At 53.1% G+C, this 16,864-nt stretch carries 15 protein-coding genes; 7 read left to right on the top strand and 8 right to left on the bottom strand.

Going from position 1 to position 16,864, the window contains the following annotated elements; translation table 11 throughout:
* Window positions 1-187: 187 nt before the first annotated feature.
* Both ACLD11_RS20975 and mdtD read left to right on the top strand, forming a co-directional pair.
* Window positions 188-892, top strand: coding sequence for a FadR/GntR family transcriptional regulator (locus ACLD11_RS20975; protein ID WP_001131144.1), 705 nt, complete (start codon window positions 188-190; stop codon window positions 890-892).
* A gap of 11 nt (window positions 893-903) precedes the next feature.
* On the top strand, window positions 904-2,331 hold the full coding sequence (gene mdtD / locus ACLD11_RS20970) for a multidrug transporter subunit MdtD (protein WP_000202071.1): 1,428 nt from the start codon (window positions 904-906) through the stop codon (window positions 2,329-2,331).
* Here the strand turns inward: mdtD and rbsR are convergent.
* The 7 genes from rbsR to kup all read right to left on the bottom strand — a co-directional run bounded on the left by rbsR (window position 2,297) and on the right by kup (window position 10,264).
* Entirely contained in the window at window positions 2,297-3,295 is a 999-nt protein-coding gene (gene rbsR / locus ACLD11_RS20965) for a ribose operon transcriptional repressor RbsR (RefSeq protein ID WP_000224487.1), read from the bottom strand. The two genes, mdtD and rbsR, sit on opposite strands and share 35 nt — an antisense overlap.
* A gap of 3 nt (window positions 3,296-3,298) precedes the next feature.
* Entirely contained in the window at window positions 3,299-4,228 is a 930-nt protein-coding gene (rbsK, locus tag ACLD11_RS20960) for a ribokinase (protein ID WP_000844730.1), read from the bottom strand.
* Between the two features lie 132 nt (window positions 4,229-4,360).
* On the bottom strand, window positions 4,361-5,251 hold the full coding sequence (gene rbsB, locus ACLD11_RS20955) for a ribose ABC transporter substrate-binding protein RbsB (protein ID WP_001056260.1): 891 nt from the start codon (window positions 5,249-5,251) through the stop codon (window positions 4,361-4,363).
* A 24-nt stretch (window positions 5,252-5,275) separates the two neighbouring features.
* Window positions 5,276-6,241 (bottom strand): ribose ABC transporter permease, encoded by a 966-nt coding sequence (rbsC, locus tag ACLD11_RS20950; protein ID WP_000211345.1) that lies wholly within the window; start codon window positions 6,239-6,241, stop codon window positions 5,276-5,278.
* Between the two features lie 5 nt (window positions 6,242-6,246).
* Window positions 6,247-7,752 (bottom strand): ribose ABC transporter ATP-binding protein RbsA, encoded by a 1,506-nt coding sequence (gene rbsA, locus ACLD11_RS20945; protein WP_000339359.1) that lies wholly within the window; start codon window positions 7,750-7,752, stop codon window positions 6,247-6,249.
* Between the two features lie 7 nt (window positions 7,753-7,759).
* Window positions 7,760-8,179: a D-ribose pyranase gene (gene rbsD / locus ACLD11_RS20940; RefSeq protein ID WP_000715944.1), complete on the bottom strand. Its 420-nt coding sequence runs from the start codon at window positions 8,177-8,179 to the stop codon at window positions 7,760-7,762.
* 216 nt (window positions 8,180-8,395) lie between these two features.
* Entirely contained in the window at window positions 8,396-10,264 is a 1,869-nt protein-coding gene (kup, locus tag ACLD11_RS20935; RefSeq protein ID WP_000102338.1) for a low affinity potassium transporter Kup, read from the bottom strand.
* 548 nt (window positions 10,265-10,812) lie between these two features.
* Between kup and ravA the strand changes: the two genes are divergently transcribed.
* Together ravA and viaA are read left to right on the top strand one after the other, a co-directional pair.
* On the top strand, window positions 10,813-12,309 hold the full coding sequence (gene ravA / locus ACLD11_RS20930; RefSeq protein ID WP_411012022.1) for an ATPase RavA: 1,497 nt from the start codon (window positions 10,813-10,815) through the stop codon (window positions 12,307-12,309).
* A complete protein-coding gene (gene viaA / locus ACLD11_RS20925; protein WP_411012023.1) occupies window positions 12,303-13,754 on the top strand; it encodes an ATPase RavA stimulator ViaA in 1,452 nt (483 codons plus the stop codon). The genes ravA and viaA overlap by 7 nt, the downstream gene beginning before the upstream one ends.
* 4 nt (window positions 13,755-13,758) lie before the next feature.
* Here the strand turns inward: viaA and asnA are convergent, their stop codons facing one another.
* On the bottom strand, window positions 13,759-14,751 hold the full coding sequence (gene asnA, locus ACLD11_RS20920) for an aspartate--ammonia ligase (protein WP_000845118.1): 993 nt from the start codon (window positions 14,749-14,751) through the stop codon (window positions 13,759-13,761).
* A 150-nt stretch (window positions 14,752-14,901) separates the two neighbouring features.
* Here asnA and asnC point away from each other — a divergent pair, with 150 nt between their 5' ends.
* From asnC to ACLD11_RS20905, 3 genes are all read left to right on the top strand, one after another.
* Entirely contained in the window at window positions 14,902-15,360 is a 459-nt protein-coding gene (asnC, locus tag ACLD11_RS20915) for a transcriptional regulator AsnC (RefSeq protein WP_000433018.1), read from the top strand.
* An 89-nt stretch (window positions 15,361-15,449) separates the two neighbouring features.
* Complete coding sequence (mioC, locus tag ACLD11_RS20910) at window positions 15,450-15,893, top strand: FMN-binding protein MioC (RefSeq protein WP_000763722.1); 444 nt, start codon at window positions 15,450-15,452, stop codon at window positions 15,891-15,893.
* 378 nt (window positions 15,894-16,271) lie between these two features.
* Window positions 16,272-16,864, top strand: a 593-nt coding sequence (locus tag ACLD11_RS20905) for an FAD-dependent oxidoreductase (protein ID WP_411015328.1), incomplete at its 3' end; no start/stop codon positions are given.

Below are 16,864 nucleotides of genomic sequence, written 5' to 3'. Positions count from 1 at the left end.
GTGGCGCATTATAGGGAGTTATTTCTGCCTGACAAGAGGAAATTTAAAATAATTTTCTGAGTGTCTCTTTTTTCATCAATGGCGGGATTAACGTGCCATAAAATAAGCAAATTGCCGTTATTGCAACTGCAATCACACTTCCAGGTGGCATACTAATAACCAAACGAAAGAGAAAGGAAGAACATTCATGCCTTTAAGCGCACAACAATTAGCCGCACAGAAAAATCTATCCTATGTTCTGGCTGAAAAGCTGGCGCAGCGGATATTAAAGGGTGACTACGCCCCTGGTACGATTCTTCCCGGCGAAATAGAACTGGGCGAGCAGTACGGCGTAAGTCGAACGGCAGTTCGCGAAGCGGTGAAAACGTTGACGGCTAAAGGTATGGTGCTACCCCGTCCGCGCATTGGTACGCGGGTGATGCCGCAGGGAAACTGGAACTTTCTGGATCAAGAGCTGCTGACCTGGTGGATGACTGAAGAAAATTTTCATCAGGTGGTGGATCATTTTCTGGTGATGCGTATTAGCCTGGAGCCGCAAGCCTGCCTGCTGGCGGCGACTCTTGGCACACCGGAGCAGAAAGCGCGGCTTAATGCCTTAATGGAAGAGATGGTCGCGCTGAAAAAGCATTTTAAGCGTGAACGCTGGATTGAAGTGGATATGGCGTGGCACGAGCATATCTACGAAATGAGCGCCAATCCCTTTCTAATCTCTTTTGCTACGCTATTTCATTCGGTTTATCACACTTACTTTACCTCAATCACCTATAACGAGGTGGTAAAGCTGGATTTGCACCAGGCCATTGTTGATGCCATCGCTGATGGCGACGGCGAACGCGCTTTCCAGGCCTGCCAGGCGTTGTTAATAGCGCCCAATGAGAGACCAGATAATTAACAGGATATTGAATGACCAGCAAAAAAGCGCGCAGTATGGCTGGCCTGCCGTGGATCGCGGCGATGGCCTTCTTTATGCAGGCGCTAGACGCCACCATTTTGAATACCGCTTTACCGGCTATTGCGCATAGTCTTAACCGTTCCCCACTCGCCATGCAGTCCGCTATTATCAGTTATACCCTGACAGTAGCTATGTTAATTCCGGTAAGCGGCTGGCTGGCTGACCGCTTCGGTACGCGTCGCGTCTTTATGGTTGCCGTAAGTCTGTTTACGTTAGGCTCGCTGGCCTGCGCGCTCTCCAGTTCACTATCTGAATTGGTTATTTTTCGCGTCGTACAAGGCGTCGGCGGAGCGATGATGATGCCAGTGGCGCGGCTGGCGTTATTGCGAGCCTATCCGCGTAGTGAGCTGCTGCCCGTTCTTAACTTTGTCACTATGCCGGGGCTGGTAGGTCCGATTCTGGGGCCGGTATTAGGCGGCGTACTGGTGACCTGGGCAAGCTGGCACTGGATCTTCCTGATTAATATTCCCATTGGTGTTGCAGGCATTCTGTATGCCCGCAAATATATGCCCAACTTCACCACGCCGCGTCGCAAGTTTGACATGACCGGCTTCTTTCTTTTTGGGTTAAGTCTGGTTTTATTTTCCAGCGGAATGGAACTGTTTGGCGAAAAGATTGTGGCGACATGGATCGCATCCGCCATTATTTTTTGCAGTATCGTTCTACTATTGGCCTATATCCGCCACGCCCGCCGTCATCCGACACCGTTAATATCACTATCGCTGTTTAAGACACGCACATTTTCCGTCGGTATTGCCGGCAACCTCGCCACGCGTCTGGGGACTGGCTGCGTACCTTTTTTGATGCCGTTAATGCTACAGGTTGGTTTTGGCTACCCGGCTCTGATCGCTGGCTGCATGATGGCACCGACGGCTTTGGGTTCTATTATCGCGAAATCGACCGTAACGCAGGTTTTGCGACGTTTGGGATACCGGAAGACTCTGGTCGGCATTACGGTATTTATCGGTCTGATGATTGCCCAGTTTTCGTTTCAATCTCCCGCCATGCCGATCTGGATGCTCGTGCTGCCGCTATTCATTCTTGGAATGGCGATGTCCACTCAATTTACGGCAATGAATACGATTACTCTTGCGGATCTGACGGACGATAACGCCAGCAGCGGCAACAGCGTTCTGGCAGTTACGCAGCAATTGTCTATCAGTTTAGGCGTGGCGATCAGCGCGGCGGTGTTACGTATTTATGAAGGTTTTGCGGGCACCAGTACCGTAGAACAGTTCCACTATACCTTTATCACGATGGGGGCGATCACTATCGTGTCCGCGCTGATGTTTATGCTGCTAAGAGCCAAAGACGGCAACAATCTGATTAAAGAACGGCATAAATCTAAACCGACCCACGCACCGTCAAAACCGGAGTAAGCTGAAGTCGCTGTTGTTGCAAGGCGGGCTGCGCCATCCGATGAATCAACACATCAATAGCCAGCTCGCCCAATTCATCTTTCGGCTGATGGATAGTCGTCAGCGGCGGCGTCATATAGCGCGCCAGCTCAATATCATCATAGCCAATGACCGCCATATCCTGCGGAATACGAAGCCCCGCCTGATATAGCGCCTGATAGGCACCGACAGCCATCGCATCGTTTCCGGTAAAAACCGCTTGCGGTCGCTGTTGATGAGCCAGTAACGCCTGCATGGCGTCAAAGCCGCCGCCAAATTCAAAATCGCCGGTGATCTCATAGCCTTGCGGAATAGCCAGCCCTGCGCGTTTCATCGCCGCCCGATACCCTTCCAGCCGCAAACGCGCTGGCGTTTTGTCCAGCGGGCCGGTAATACAGGCTATTCGGGTAAATCCTTTATCGATAAGGTGTTGGGTCGCAAGATCGCCGCCTAACAACGAATTATCCTGAATGAGATCGCTATCGCCCTCGCCATCAAACGGCGACCAGTCCATCATGACGGTAGGAATAGACGGATAACGCTCCATGATTTCCCGAGAAGGCTGATGCGTTTCGGTACACAGCAGCAGTAAACCGTCTACCCGTTTTTGCATCAGCGTCTCCAGGTTACGGTTCATCCGTTGCTCGTCGCCTTCGGTATTGCACAGCACCAGACTATAACCGCGCTCAAAACAGCTTCGCTCAACGCCGCGCACCAGTTCGGAATAAAAAGGGTTGGTACTGGCGGTAATCAACATACCAATCGTGCGGGTCTGGTTTAACTTGAGGCTTCGCGCCAGCGCAGAAGGCGCATAGTTAAGCGATTTAATCGCCGCTTCAACTTTTTCGGTTATCGTCTCACTCACAAAGCGATCTTTGTTGATAACGTGAGAGACCGTCGATGTAGAGACTCCCGCCAGGCGGGCAACATCTTTCATAGTAGCCAAGCGTTACCCCTGCTGATGTAAAAACGCTTCTATCTCTTCGCGCCACGGAACGGAAGGTTGCGCGCCTTTACGCGTTACGGCAATCGCGGCGGCGGCATGGGCAAAGCGAATCGCTTCCGGCAACGGCGTCTCCTCGAGTATCGCGGTGATAAAGGCGCCGTTAAACGTATCTCCGGCGGCAATGGTATCGACAGCCTCAACGCTAAATCCAGGAACGCGGCGGCCCTCGCCGTTTACGCTGGCCCAGACGCCACGGCTTCCTAAGGTAATTAATACGGTTCGAATGCCTTTATCATGCAAAACCTGCGCAGCTTTCGCGGCATCGTCGTCATTTTCCACACGCACGCCCGTCAGCTTTTCAGCTTCCGTTTCATTTGGCGTGATGATGTCCACCAGCGCCAGCAGCTCATCCGGTAGCTCACGGGCAGGCGCCGGGTTCAGCGCAACAGTAGTATGATGTTGATGGGCGATTTTCGCCGCCGCCAGTACGCTTTCCAGCGGCGATTCCAGCTGCATCAGTAACGCATCCGCCTGCGCGATACGTTCACGTTGCGCATCAACCAACGCCGGCGATAACGCGGCATTCGCTCCGGCATGAATACCGATGACGTTCTCGCCTTCGCCATTAACGAAAATCAGCGCCACCCCGGTAGACTCGCCTTTAATGACGCTAACTGGCGCGATATCAATACGATCGCTGACTAATTGTTTACGAATACTGTCGCCAATATCGTCATCGCCCGTGCAGGCGATAAACGCAATATTTGCCCCGCTACGTCCCGCAGCAACCGCCTGATTCGCGCCTTTCCCGCCAAACGCGACCTGATAATGGCTACCGGTTACCGTTTCACCCGGGGTAGGGAAGGACTCAAGATTAAGGATATGATCGGCATTAATGCTGCCAAGGACGATGAGATTACCTGCGGTTTTCATATTCGGGGTTCCACGTCAAAGTGCGCCACCGGTTAGGGTGGCGCGTGCCCTGCTTTTCTTTTTTTACGTTCACCTCAGCGGAGGCTCGCGTATTTCTGTCGCCATCAGGCCATAGTTGACCCGTGTCGTTTATTACTGCTTGATGACCAGTTTCAGGTCAACCGGATATTTGGCCTGAACTTTTTCGCCTTTCAGCACCTTATCCGCCACTTCAACGCCTTTGGCGCCGATTTGATCCGGTAACTGAGCGATAGTCGCTGCCAGTTTGCCATCTTTTACGGCCTTTTCGCCATCCGGCGTACCGTCAAATCCAACCACCATCACATCTGCTTTACCGGCAGTTTGCAGCGCGCGCAATGCGCCCAGCGCCATTTCATCGTTCTGGGCGAAGACAGCCTGAACATCCGGATGCGCGGTCAGCAGGTTCTGCATGACGTTCAGGCCCTTAGTACGGTCGAAATCGGCAGGCTGGCTGGCCAGGACATTAAATTTGTGGGCGGCTACCGCCTGCTGGAAACCTTCGCCACGCTCACGCGCCGCGGATGTTCCGGCAATGCCTTGCAGCTCAATCACTTTGGCGCCTTCGCCAGCTTTTTTCGCGATATAGTCGCCAGCGATCTTACCGCCCAGCACGTTATCAGACGCGATATGGCTGACGACATCGCCTTTGGTTGCCTGGCGGTCAAGCGTGATAACCGGAATCTTCGCCTGGTTAGCCATCTTCACCGCGTTACCCACCGCATCGGAGTCAGTCGGGTTGATCAGCAGAATTTTGGTCCCGCGAACGGTTAAATCCTGCACGTTCGCCAGCTCTTTGGCAGGGTTGTTCTGGGAGTCCAGCACCACCAGGTTATAACCCAGTTTATCCGCCTCTTTTTGCGCCCCGTCTTTTAACGACACGAAGAAGGGATTATTGAGGGTAGAGATCACCAGCGCAATGGTGTCTTTCGCCATTGCATTCGCGCTCACGGTGGCGCTCAGCGCAACAGCAGATACCAGGGTAGCCAGTTTTTTCATGTTCATATTTCAGATGTCCTGTAGTCGTTGTTACTGCTTTTTGTTGTCTACCAGTACCGCCAGCAAAATCACCACCGCTTTGACGATCATCTGGTAATAGGAGGAAACACCTAACAAATTCAAACCATTATTAAGGAAGCCGAGAATCAATGCGCCGATCAATGTCCCAACAATGCGCCCTTTACCGCCTGCAAGGCTGGTGCCGCCCAGCACTACGGCGGCAATAGCATCCAGCTCATAGCCGGTACCCGCCGTCGGCTGCGCGGAAGAGAGGCGCGCCACTTCAATGATGCCCGCCAGCGACGCTGTCAGGCCGCAAAGTGAATAGACGATAATTTTCACTTTGCTCACGCTAATGCCAGACAGGCGCGTCGCCGCTTCGTTACCGCCCAGCGCGTAGATATAGCGTCCCAGACGGGTGTGATGCAGCATATACCAGGCGGCGATAAAGACGATAGCCATGATCCAGACCGGCGTAGGAACGCCCAGCGGACGGCCGATACCGAACCAGCCAAACAGATCGGCGTTATCGGTAAAGCCGGTGTTGACCGGGCTACCGTCGGTGTAAACCATCGTTACACCGCGCAGTAGCAGCATCATCACCAGCGTAGCGATAAACGCCTGTACGCGGCCTTTCGCGACGATAACGCCAGTGACGGCACCAATCGCAGCGCCCAGCGCCAGCGCGGCGGCAACCGCGACCAGCGCATTCACTTCAACGCCGACGATTGAAGCGGCAACCGCGCCGGTGAGCGCCAGCAGGGAACCGACGGACAGATCGATCCCCGATGTCAGAATCACCAACGTCATCCCCACCGCCATAATGGCGTTAACGGAGGTCTGTTGAAGAATATTGAACAGATTATTAACGGTAAAAAAGTTGGGGCTCAACGTCGACACAATCGCGATCAACACCAGCAGGGCAATGAGCGACTTCTGCTCAAGAAGCCACGCTTTAGTGAAATAACGGCGACCAGAAACAGCCTGGGTTGTCATCTTTTTTACTCCTGATTCACGCGATTAAGCTTGCCCACTGCGGCAGCCATTAACACTTCCTGGGTGGCCTGCTCGCGAGTAAATTCACCGCTGAGATGCCCTTCATGCATGACGATGATGCGATCGCTCATGCCTAATACTTCTGGCATCTCAGATGAGACCAGAATGATGCTCAGGCCGTCGGCCTTAAACTGATTGATAAGCTGGTAAATCTCTTTCTTGGCGCCGACGTCCACGCCGCGGGTCGGCTCGTCGAGAATGAGCACTTTCGGGCGCGTCATCAACCCGCGGGCAATCGCCACTTTTTGCTGATTACCGCCAGAAAGCAGGCCTATCGCCTGTTCCATTGACGGTGTCTTGACGTTGAACAGACGGATAAAATCCCCCACCGCCTGCTGCTCATCTTTGTGTTTCAGGCTTCCGCCAGCGCGGCTGAAATAGTCCAGCGCCGTCAGCGACATATTCTCTTTAACTGACATGCCGAGCACCAGTCCATCGCGCTTACGGTCTTCAGAGATATAAACGATGCCATTGGCCAGCCCGTCCTGCGGAGAACGCGTCACCACTTCGTGTCCATCAAGCGTCACGTAACCGCTGGTTCGCGGCATCGCGCCGTACAATACTTTCATCAGCTCGGTGCGACCGGCGCCCATCAGGCCGGAGATGCCAAGAATCTCGCCTTTTCGCAGCACAAAAGAGACATCATTCACGCCCGGTCCGCACAGATTATCGACCTTGAGGCGAATCTCACCCGGCGCGTTATCCAGATGCGGGTACTGATCTTCCAGCTTACGTCCCACCATCATTTCGATAAGAGAATCTTCGGTCAACGTGGCCACTTCACGCTCGGCGATAAATTGCCCATCGCGGAAGACCGTCACGTCATCGCAAATTTCGAAAATCTCTTTCATACGGTGAGAGATATAGACAATGCCGCGCCCCTGCGATTTTAATTCGCGGATAACGCGGAACAGAGAGTCGGTTTCAGTGTCGGTCAGCGCATCGGTCGGTTCATCCATAATGATGACTTTGGATTCGAAGCTCAGCACTTTGGCGATTTCCACCATTTGCTGATCGCCGATAGAGAGTTCGCCCACCAGCTTATCGCTCTTAAAGCGCAGATTGAGTTTGGCTAAGAGGTGGTCGGCTTCGGCATACATCTTTTTCCAGTCGATTTTGCCAAAGCGATTCACAAACTCACGGCCCAGGAAGATGTTTTCCGCAATGGTCAACTGCGGGATCAGGTTCAGTTCCTGATGAATAATGCCGATCCCGGCTTCCTGAGACGATTTAGGCCCATTAAAGGTGGTCTCTTTACCCAGCCATAACAACGATCCCGCATCTCGCGTATAGATGCCGGTTAATACTTTCATCATGGTGGATTTTCCGGCGCCGTTTTCCCCCACCAGCGCCATAACGCGGCCAGGATAAACGTTTAACGCGGCGCCGGAGAGAGCCTTCACGCCGGGGAACGCTTTATCGATCCCTTTGAGTTGCAGTAATGCGTCCATAGCGGCCTCAGAAAGTGACGCCAGCGCAAAGAATGACGTTCGCATACGGGGAACACTCCCCGCTGCGAATCACTGCCTGACTGTCTGCAGTCAATTTTTTGAATTGTTCGTGTGTCGTATAACTAATTTTTATGGTGTTTCCCTGGTGTTGCTGCAGTTGCTCAAGGTGAGTGAGCAACGTTTCGTGGAGCTGCGGATTCTGTTGTTTGATTTCCGTTGCAAGAATCGCCGCCTCAACCTGCATTTCCCGGGTCACGACATCCACCACCTGCATAAAAGAAGGTACGCCCTGGGTTAGTGCCATATCGATACGCGCAGTGCTATTCGGGATGGGTAAACCCGCATCACAGACCACCAGAGTATCAGTATGCCCCAGACGGGAAATGACCGACGAGATTTCAGAGTTGAGTACGGTGCCTTTCTTCATTTTTCTGCTCCACTAGCGAAACGTTTCGCTGGCCGCAGTGTAACCCTGGATGTGTTCATAAAACCATCATAACGTAACAGAATTGTGATCGCCGTCGAAACGTTTCGCTAGCGGAAATCAGGTGAAGATAATCACCCGATGGCGATTATCGTGTGGGAATCTACGGATTGGCCAGGCCGGGCAAGCCAACGCGGCCCCCGGCATGGTGATGGGAGGTTAAATCTCGACCTGCGTACCTAACTCAATCACACGGTTAGGCGGGATCTCGAACTGATCCGGCGCGCGCAGGGCGTTGCGTTGCAACAACAAATACAGCTTGCCGCGCAGACGCAAATACCACGGGCGTTTGCCGACAATCAACGACTCGTGCGACATAAAGAACGACGTTTCCATCATCCGACAGCTAAGCCCTTCCAGACCGCAGCGGTGGAACACCTCTTCAACGTTTGGCGTTTCGCGCCAGCCGTAGCTGGCCACCACGCGCCAGAATGTCGGAGACAACTGCTCAATCTGCACCCGGCGAACGTTATGCACATAAGGCGCATCTTCCGTACGCAACGTCAGTAAGATTACGCGCTCATGCAACACTTTGTTGTGCTTCAGGTTATGCAATAAAGCAAAAGGGATCACACTGAGCGCGCGCGACATGTATACGGCAGTACCCGGTACCCGAACCGGCGGTGACTTCTCCAGTGAAGCAATCATCGCTTCCAGCGAATTACCGTGTTCATGCATACGACGCAACAGACGGAAACGCTCGCTCTTCCAGGTGGTCATGATCGTGAACATGATCAGGCCCAGGCTCAGCGGCAGCCAACCACCGGACAACAATTTGTCGAGGTTGGCCGAGAACAGCGGGATATCCACGCACAGGAATGCGATGAGGATCAGCGCGACAAAATATTTGTTCCAGTGCCAGTTCTTACGCGCCACGGTCGTAGAAAGAATAGACGTCAGCACCATCGTGCCGGTCACGGCGATACCATAGGCCGCCGCCAGGTTGCTGGAGTGCTCAAAGCTAACAATAACAACCACGACCGCGAAATAAAGCAGCCAGTTAACGAAAGGGATATAGATCTGACCGGACTCCATCTCGGAGGTATGGATAATGCGCATTGGCGACAAATAGCCAAGACGCACAGCCTGACGCGTCAGCGAAAAGACGCCGGAAATTACCGCCTGGGAGGCGATCACCGTCGCCAGCGCGGCCAGAATAAGCAGCGGAATTAACGCCCAGTCCGGCGCCAACAGGAAGAAGGGGTTTTTAATCGCTTCCGGATGCTTTAGTAGCAATGCGCCCTGACCAAAGTAGTTCAGTACTAACGACGGCAATACCACGGTAAACCACGCCAGGCGAATCGGGAACTTACCGAAGTGTCCCATATCGGCGTACAACGCCTCTACGCCGGTAATCGACAGCACCACCGCGCCCAACGCAATAAATGATACGGTTTTATATTCAAGGAAAAAACGTACCGCCCAGACAGGATTCAGCGCATGTAACACTTCGGGATTGGCGATAATACTGCGCAGGCCAAGTACCGCCAGGATTAAAAACCAGGTCAGCATGATCGGTGCAAAGAGTTTCCCTACCATTCCCGTACCGTGCTTCTGAATCATAAACAACAGAGTCAGCACAATAATGGAGAGCGGGACAATCCAGGTATCCAGCTGCGGCGCGACAATCTCCAGGCCTTCAATCGCCGACATCACCGAAATCGCCGGCGTAATCACCACTTCGCCATAGAAAAAGCTGCCGCCTATCAGTCCCATGATAACTAACATGGATGTGGTGCGCGCCGAGGTATTACGCCCGGCAAGCGACATCAGCGTCAAAATTCCACCTTCACCCGCGTTATCGGCGCGCATCACGAAGGTGAGATATTTGATGGAAACCACAAAGATGAGTAGCCAGAAGATCAGCGACAGAAAACCAAACACGGCATCTCGTTCAACGCCAAAACCAAACTGACCGGACAAACATTCACGAAGCGTATAAAGCGGGCTGGTACCAATATCACCGTAGACAACCCCAATAGCTGCGAGGGTTATCGCAGGCAACGATTGCTTATTATCAGTGCTCATAGACTCATCTTTCGTTTATACACGTCACCCTTCACGCTACCTCCTTGTCGGCTGCATTCGCTTACCCCAGTCACACGTTTAAGTCAGTGCCAGGGGATTCACTCCTTTGCCGCCTTGATGTAGTTTGAATGAATGAATGTATAGATATGAAATGTGTGCTTAGTCCCTTGGCCCACAAAAAAGCGCACAGTATGCACGATTAATCATAAAATCGTACCCCTAAATGAAGCCAGATTAACCTGGCTCAAAGAAAAATAAACAGCGCATCAGACGATTATAGCCCCGGTGGTGAAACGTCTATACCCTTCATACTTCAAGTCGCTTATGTGTTGGCTACGGATTACTCGGCCCATCCATGGGCCTCGCCCTGACGGGCCGTCGCACGCGACGTTCAAATCTGCTCCCGGCAGATTTGTCGCTCACCCCAGTCACATAGTTATCTATGCTCCTGGGGACTCACTCCCTTGCCGCCTTTAAGCAACTCGAATTATTTTAGGTATATACTCGCAATTAGCATGATCCATTTGTCGAAAGGACGCCTCTTTATTATGGCTCACCCACATTTATTAGCGGAAAGAATTTCCCGTCTGAGCAGCGCCCTTGAGAAGGGGCTGTATGAACGTAGTCACGCCATACGCCTTTGCCTACTGGCGGCGTTAAGCGGTGAGAGCGTCTTTTTGTTGGGCCCGCCCGGTATCGCCAAGAGTCTGATTGCCCGCCGCCTGAAGTTTGCTTTCCAGCGCGCCCGCGCGTTTGAATATCTGATGACACGCTTTTCCACGCCGGAAGAGGTTTTTGGCCCGCTCTCTATTCAGGCGCTGAAAGATGAAGGACGTTACGAGCGTTTGACCGCCGGTTATCTTCCGGAGGCCGAAATTGTTTTTCTGGATGAAATCTGGAAAGCCGGGCCCGCTATCCTGAACACATTGCTGACCGCCATTAACGAACGCCATTTCCGCAACGGCGCGTTTGAGGAAAAAATTCCGATGCGGCTGCTGGTGGCGGCCTCTAACGAACTGCCCGAAGCGGACAGCAGCCTGGAAGCCTTGTACGACCGAATGTTGATTCGCCTGTGGCTGGATAAAGTTCAGGATAAAGCCAATTTCCGCTCCATGCTGGTTAGTCAGCAGGATGAGAGCGATAACCCGGTCCCCGCCTCGTTACAGGTTAGCGACGAAGAATATCAACAGTGGCAAAAAGATATCGGCGCGATTTCACTCCCTGATCCGGTCTTTGAGCTGGTATTTACTCTGCGCCAACAGCTGGATAATTTGCCGAATGCGCCTTATGTCTCCGACCGTCGCTGGAAGAAAGCCATCCGCCTGTTACAGGCCAGCGCCTTCTTTAGCGGACGCGACGCGGTTGCGCCGATTGACCTTATCCTGCTAAAAGATTGCTTGTGGTATGACGCGCAGAGTCTGAATCTCATGCAACAGCAACTGGAAATATTGATGACCGGACACGCCTGGCAGCAGCAGGCCATGCTGACTCGCCTCGGCGGTATCGTCCAGCGCCGCCTCCAGTTGCAGCAACAGCAAAGCGATAAAACCGCCTTCACCGTCATTAAAGAAGGCGGTATGTTCAGCCGTCGCCCGCATTACACTTTACCGCCGGAAGCCAGTGCGTCAACGTTGACGTTATTGCTACAAAAACCGCTAAAACTGCATGATATGGAAGTAATCCATATTACCTTTGACCGCAGCGCGCTGGAACTTTGGCTGACCAAAGGCGGCGAGATCCGCGGCAAACTGAACGGGATCGGCTTTGCCCAAACGTTGAATATGGAAGTCGATAACACTCAACATCTGGTGGTGCGCGACATCAGTCTACAAGGTACCCGTCTGGCGTTACCGGGAGCGGCTGAAGACAGTATGCCTGCGGAGATCAAACAGCAGTTGGAAACGTTAGAAAACGACTGGCGCCAGCAGCATACCCGCTTCAGTGAGCAGCAACATTGCCTGTTTATTCACAGCGACTGGTTAGGGCGCATTGAGGCCAGCCTGCAGGATGTAGGAGAACAGATCCGCCAGGCGCAACAATGCTGACGCTGGATACGCTAAATGCCATGCTGGCCGTCAGCGAAGAGGGAATGGTCGAAGAGATGATCCTTGCGCTACTGGCTTCCCCACAGCTGGTCATTTTCTTTGAAAAGTTTCCGCGTTTAAAAAACGCCGTGACCGCCGATCTCCCGCGCTGGCGGGAAGCGCTACGCAGCCGTCTTAAAGACGCACGCGTTCCGCCGGAACTCACGGAAGAGGTCATGTGTTATCAACAAAGCCAACTTCTCTCTACATCACAGTTCATCGTGCAACTGCCGCAAATACTGGCGTTGCTTCACCGCCTGAATTCACCGTATGCCGCGCAGGCGAAGCAGTTGACGGAGAGCAACAGTACCTTTACCCCTGCGCTACACACGCTTTTTTTGCAACGCTGGCGGTTAAGTCTGGTCGTGCAGGCCACCACGTTAAACCAGCAACTACTGGAAGAAGAGCGCGAGCAGTTGCTGAGTGACGTTCAGGAACGGATGACGCTGAGCGGGCAACTGGAACCGACGCTGGCGGAAAATGATAATGCCGCAGGCCGCCTGTGGGATATGAGCGCGGGCCAGCTTAAACGTGGTGATTATCAACTGATCGTAAAATACGGCGAATTTCTCGCCGCCCAGCCGGAGCTAATGCAACTGGCGGAACAACTGGGACGTTCGCGGGAAGCCAAATCGGTACCGAAAAAAGACGCGCCGATGGAAACCTTTCGTACACTGGTACGCGAACCCGCTACGGTGCCGGAGCAGGTTGACGGTATTCAGCAAGGCGATGATATTCTGCGCCTGTTGCCGCCAGAGCTGGCGACGCTCGGCATCACCGAGCTGGAATATGAATTCTACCGCCGGTTAGTGGAAAAACAGCTCCTCACCTATCGCCTGTATGGCGAAGCGTGGCGTGAGAAAGTGACCGAACGGCCGGTAGTACACCAGGATGTCGACGAGCAGCCGCGCGGACCGTTTATTGTCTGCGTCGATACTTCAGGCTCGATGGGAGGATTTAACGAGCAGTGCGCAAAAGCGTTCTGCCTGGCGTTGATGCGCGTTGCGCTGGCGGATAACCGCCGCTGCTTTATTATGCTGTTTTCCACTGACGTTGTGCGTTATGAACTCTCCGGCCCGGAAGGTATCGAGCAGGCCATCCGCTTTTTAAGTCAGCGTTTTCGCGGCGGCACAGATATCGCCAGCTGTTTTCGCGCCATTATTGAAAGAATGCAGGGACGGGAATGGTTTGATGCCGATGCGGTGGTCATTTCGGATTTTATCGCCCAGCGCTTGCCGGATGACGTGGTGAGCAAAGTGGAAGAGTTGCAGCGTCTTCACCAGCATCGATTCCATGCGGTGGCGATGTCGGCGCACGGCAAACCCGGCATCATGCGCATTTTCGATCATATCTGGCGCTTTGACACCGGGATGCGAAGCCGCCTGCTGAGACGCTGGCGGCGCTAACGGCTTATAAAATAGCAGGAATGCTTTCGCGAACCTGCGCGGGCCATACGCCGCACTGTACCTGACCAATATGCGGCAATTGCAGCAGCAACATCGTCAGACGCGACTGCCCAATCCCGCCGCCGATGGTCTGCGGCATTTCGCCGCGCAGCAGCGCCTGATGCCACTCCAGTTGCAGGCGATCTTCATCACCGGTCAACGCCAGCTGGCGCATCAGCGTATCGGCATCTACGCGGATACCCATAGAGGAAAGCTCAAACGCATCTTCCAGCACCGGGTTCCACACCAGGATATCGCCGTTCAGACCGGCGTAGCCCAGCTCAGATGCGGAGCTCCAGTCATCATAATCCGGCGCGCGTACATCATGGCGGTGGCCATCGCTCAGTTTACCGCCGATCCCCACCAGGAAAACGGCGCCAAGTTCTTTGGCGATCGCGCGTTCGCGCCCTTTCGCATCCAGATCCGGGAAACGCGCCAGCAGTTCCTGGCTGTGAACAAAATGGATCTGATCCGGCAGGAACGGCGCCAGACCAAACTGTTTATGCACTTCCGCTTCCGTCGCCTTAATTCCTGCCCATATAGCCTCTACTGTGCTTTTCAGGGTGGAAAATTGGCGCTCGCCATCGCCCATGACACGCTCCCAGTCCCACTGATCCACATAGACCGAGTGGAGCGGAGAGAGTCGGTCTTCATCGGGGCGAAGGGCTTTCATGTGCGTGTACAGCCCTTCGCCCGCGCTGAAGTCATGTTGCCCCAGGGTTTGACGTTTCCACTTCGCCAGTGAATGCACCACTTCGAACTGGGCGTCAGGCAACGCTTTCACTTTTACCTGCACCGCTTTTTCACAGCCGGACAAATTATCCTGCGTACCATCCCCTACGCGACTCAGAATCGGCGCCTGGACCTCAATCAGACCCAGACGCTCCTCCAGCTGGCGAGAGAAATGTGATTTCACGAAGCTAATTTGACGTTGTTTGGCAATGTAAGCGGTTTTCATTTTTTTACTCCTGCGTCCTGTTGCCTATGATTAAGCAACAAAACGAGAGCACTATTCAATAATCAACAGATAAAAAGCTAACTTCGGTTTTGATTCGTTAAAAATAATGGCTAAAATAGAGATAATCATTAATCTGCATAAGAAAAAGCGATGGAAAATTATCAGATCGACAATCTGGACCGCGGCATCCTTGACGCCTTAATGGGAAATGCCCGCACCGCCTACGCCGAACTGGCCAAACAATTTGGCGTTAGCCCTGGAACCATTCACGTTCGCGTCGAGAAAATGAAGCAGGCCGGGATCATTACGGGCGCACGGATTGACGTCAGCCCTAAACAACTGGGCTACGATGTGGGCTGCTTTATTGGCATCATCCTCAAAAGCGCCAAAGACTATCCCTCCGCACTGGCCCGGCTGGAAAGCCTGGATGAGGTGACGGAAGCGTATTACACCACCGGTCACTACAGCATCTTTATAAAAGTGATGTGCAAATCAATCGACGCGCTTCAGCACGTACTTATCAACAAGATCCAAACAATTGATGAAATTCAGTCCACTGAGACACTGATCGTCTTGCAGAACCCGATCATGCGCACCATCAAGCCATGATCGGCTTTTTTAATCCCACATTTTTCCACAGGTAGATCCCAGCTCGTTCACAGAGTACAATGCAGCCTCTTTACCTGAGCGAGCGATCAATGGCAGACATTACTCTTATCAGCGGCAGCACCCTGGGCGGCGCTGAATACGTCGCGGAACATCTGGCGGAAAAGCTGGAAGCTGCCGGTTTTTCAACCGAAACGGTGCACGGTCCGCTATTAGAGGATCTGTCAACTTCCGGGATCTGGCTGATAATCAGCTCAACGCACGGCGCCGGAGACATTCCGGACAACCTGACCCCTTTCTATGAAGACCTTCAGACGCAGAAACCCGATCTTTCCGCGGTACGTTTCGGCGCAATTGGCATTGGCAGTCGAGAATACGACACGTTTTGCGGCGCGATTGAGAAAATAGAAGCGGAACTGAAAGGCGCTGGCGCAAAACAGGTTGGGGAAACACTGAAGATCAACATTCTTGAACATGAGATTCCGGAAGATCCAGCGGAGATTTGGCTCGGATCCTGGATTAATTTACTCAAATAAGTGTAAAGATCGTGCGATCCATTGTGGATAAATCTGGTGGAAAGCTTGGATCAACCGGTAGTTATCCAAAGAATAACCGTTGTTCACTTTTTGAGTTGTGTATAAGTACCCGTTTTGATCCCAGCTTATACGGGCCACGATCACCGATCATTCACAGCTAGTGATCCTTTCCAACGCATTGATCTTTATTACAGGATCCGGGTTATCCACAGCCTGGTGCGATCCTAATAAGAGATCACAATAGAACAGATCTCTAAATAAAAAGATCTTCTTTTTAATAGCCCGGATCCCGGGGCTTTCTCCATCGGCTAAAGTTGAGTAGAATCCACCGCCTGGGTTTCAATCCATTTTCACACCGCGTTATGCGAGGCAATTACCATGTTTTATCAGGATCCTTTTGACGTCATTATTATTGGCGGGGGTCATGCAGGCACTGAGGCCGCGATGGCCGCAGCGCGTATGGGTCAACAGACTCTGCTTTTGACACACAATATTGACACGTTGGGACAGATGAGCTGCAACCCGGCGATCGGCGGTATTGGAAAGGGACATCTGGTAAAAGAGGTGGACGCGCTCGGCGGTCTGATGGCGAAAGCGATCGATCAGGCAGGTATTCAGTTTAGGATACTAAACGCCAGCAAAGGTCCGGCGGTTCGCGCCACCCGTGCTCAGGCGGATCGTGTGCTTTATCGCCAGGCGGTTCGAACCGCGCTGGAGAACCAGCCGAATCTGATGATCTTCCAGCAGGCGGTTGAAGATCTGATTGTCGAAAACGATCGCGTTGTCGGCGCCGTGACCCAAATGGGACTCAAATTCCGCGCCAAAGCGGTGGTATTGACCGTCGGGACCTTCCTCGACGGCAAAATTCATATTGGTCTGGATAACTACAGCGGTGGCCGCGCTGGCGATCCGGGAGAGGATTTTTATCTGCAGGCGATGCAGGAGCTGGTCGACAGCGCGCTGGCTTATCG

It is taken from the genome of Salmonella sp. 741265116_PST, from assembly GCF_046567715.1.
Taxonomy (GTDB): Bacteria; Pseudomonadota; Gammaproteobacteria; order Enterobacterales; family Enterobacteriaceae; genus Salmonella; species Salmonella enterica.
The sequence above is the reverse complement of the archived record's forward strand: the minus strand, read 5'-3'. Positions and strand labels throughout refer to the sequence as shown.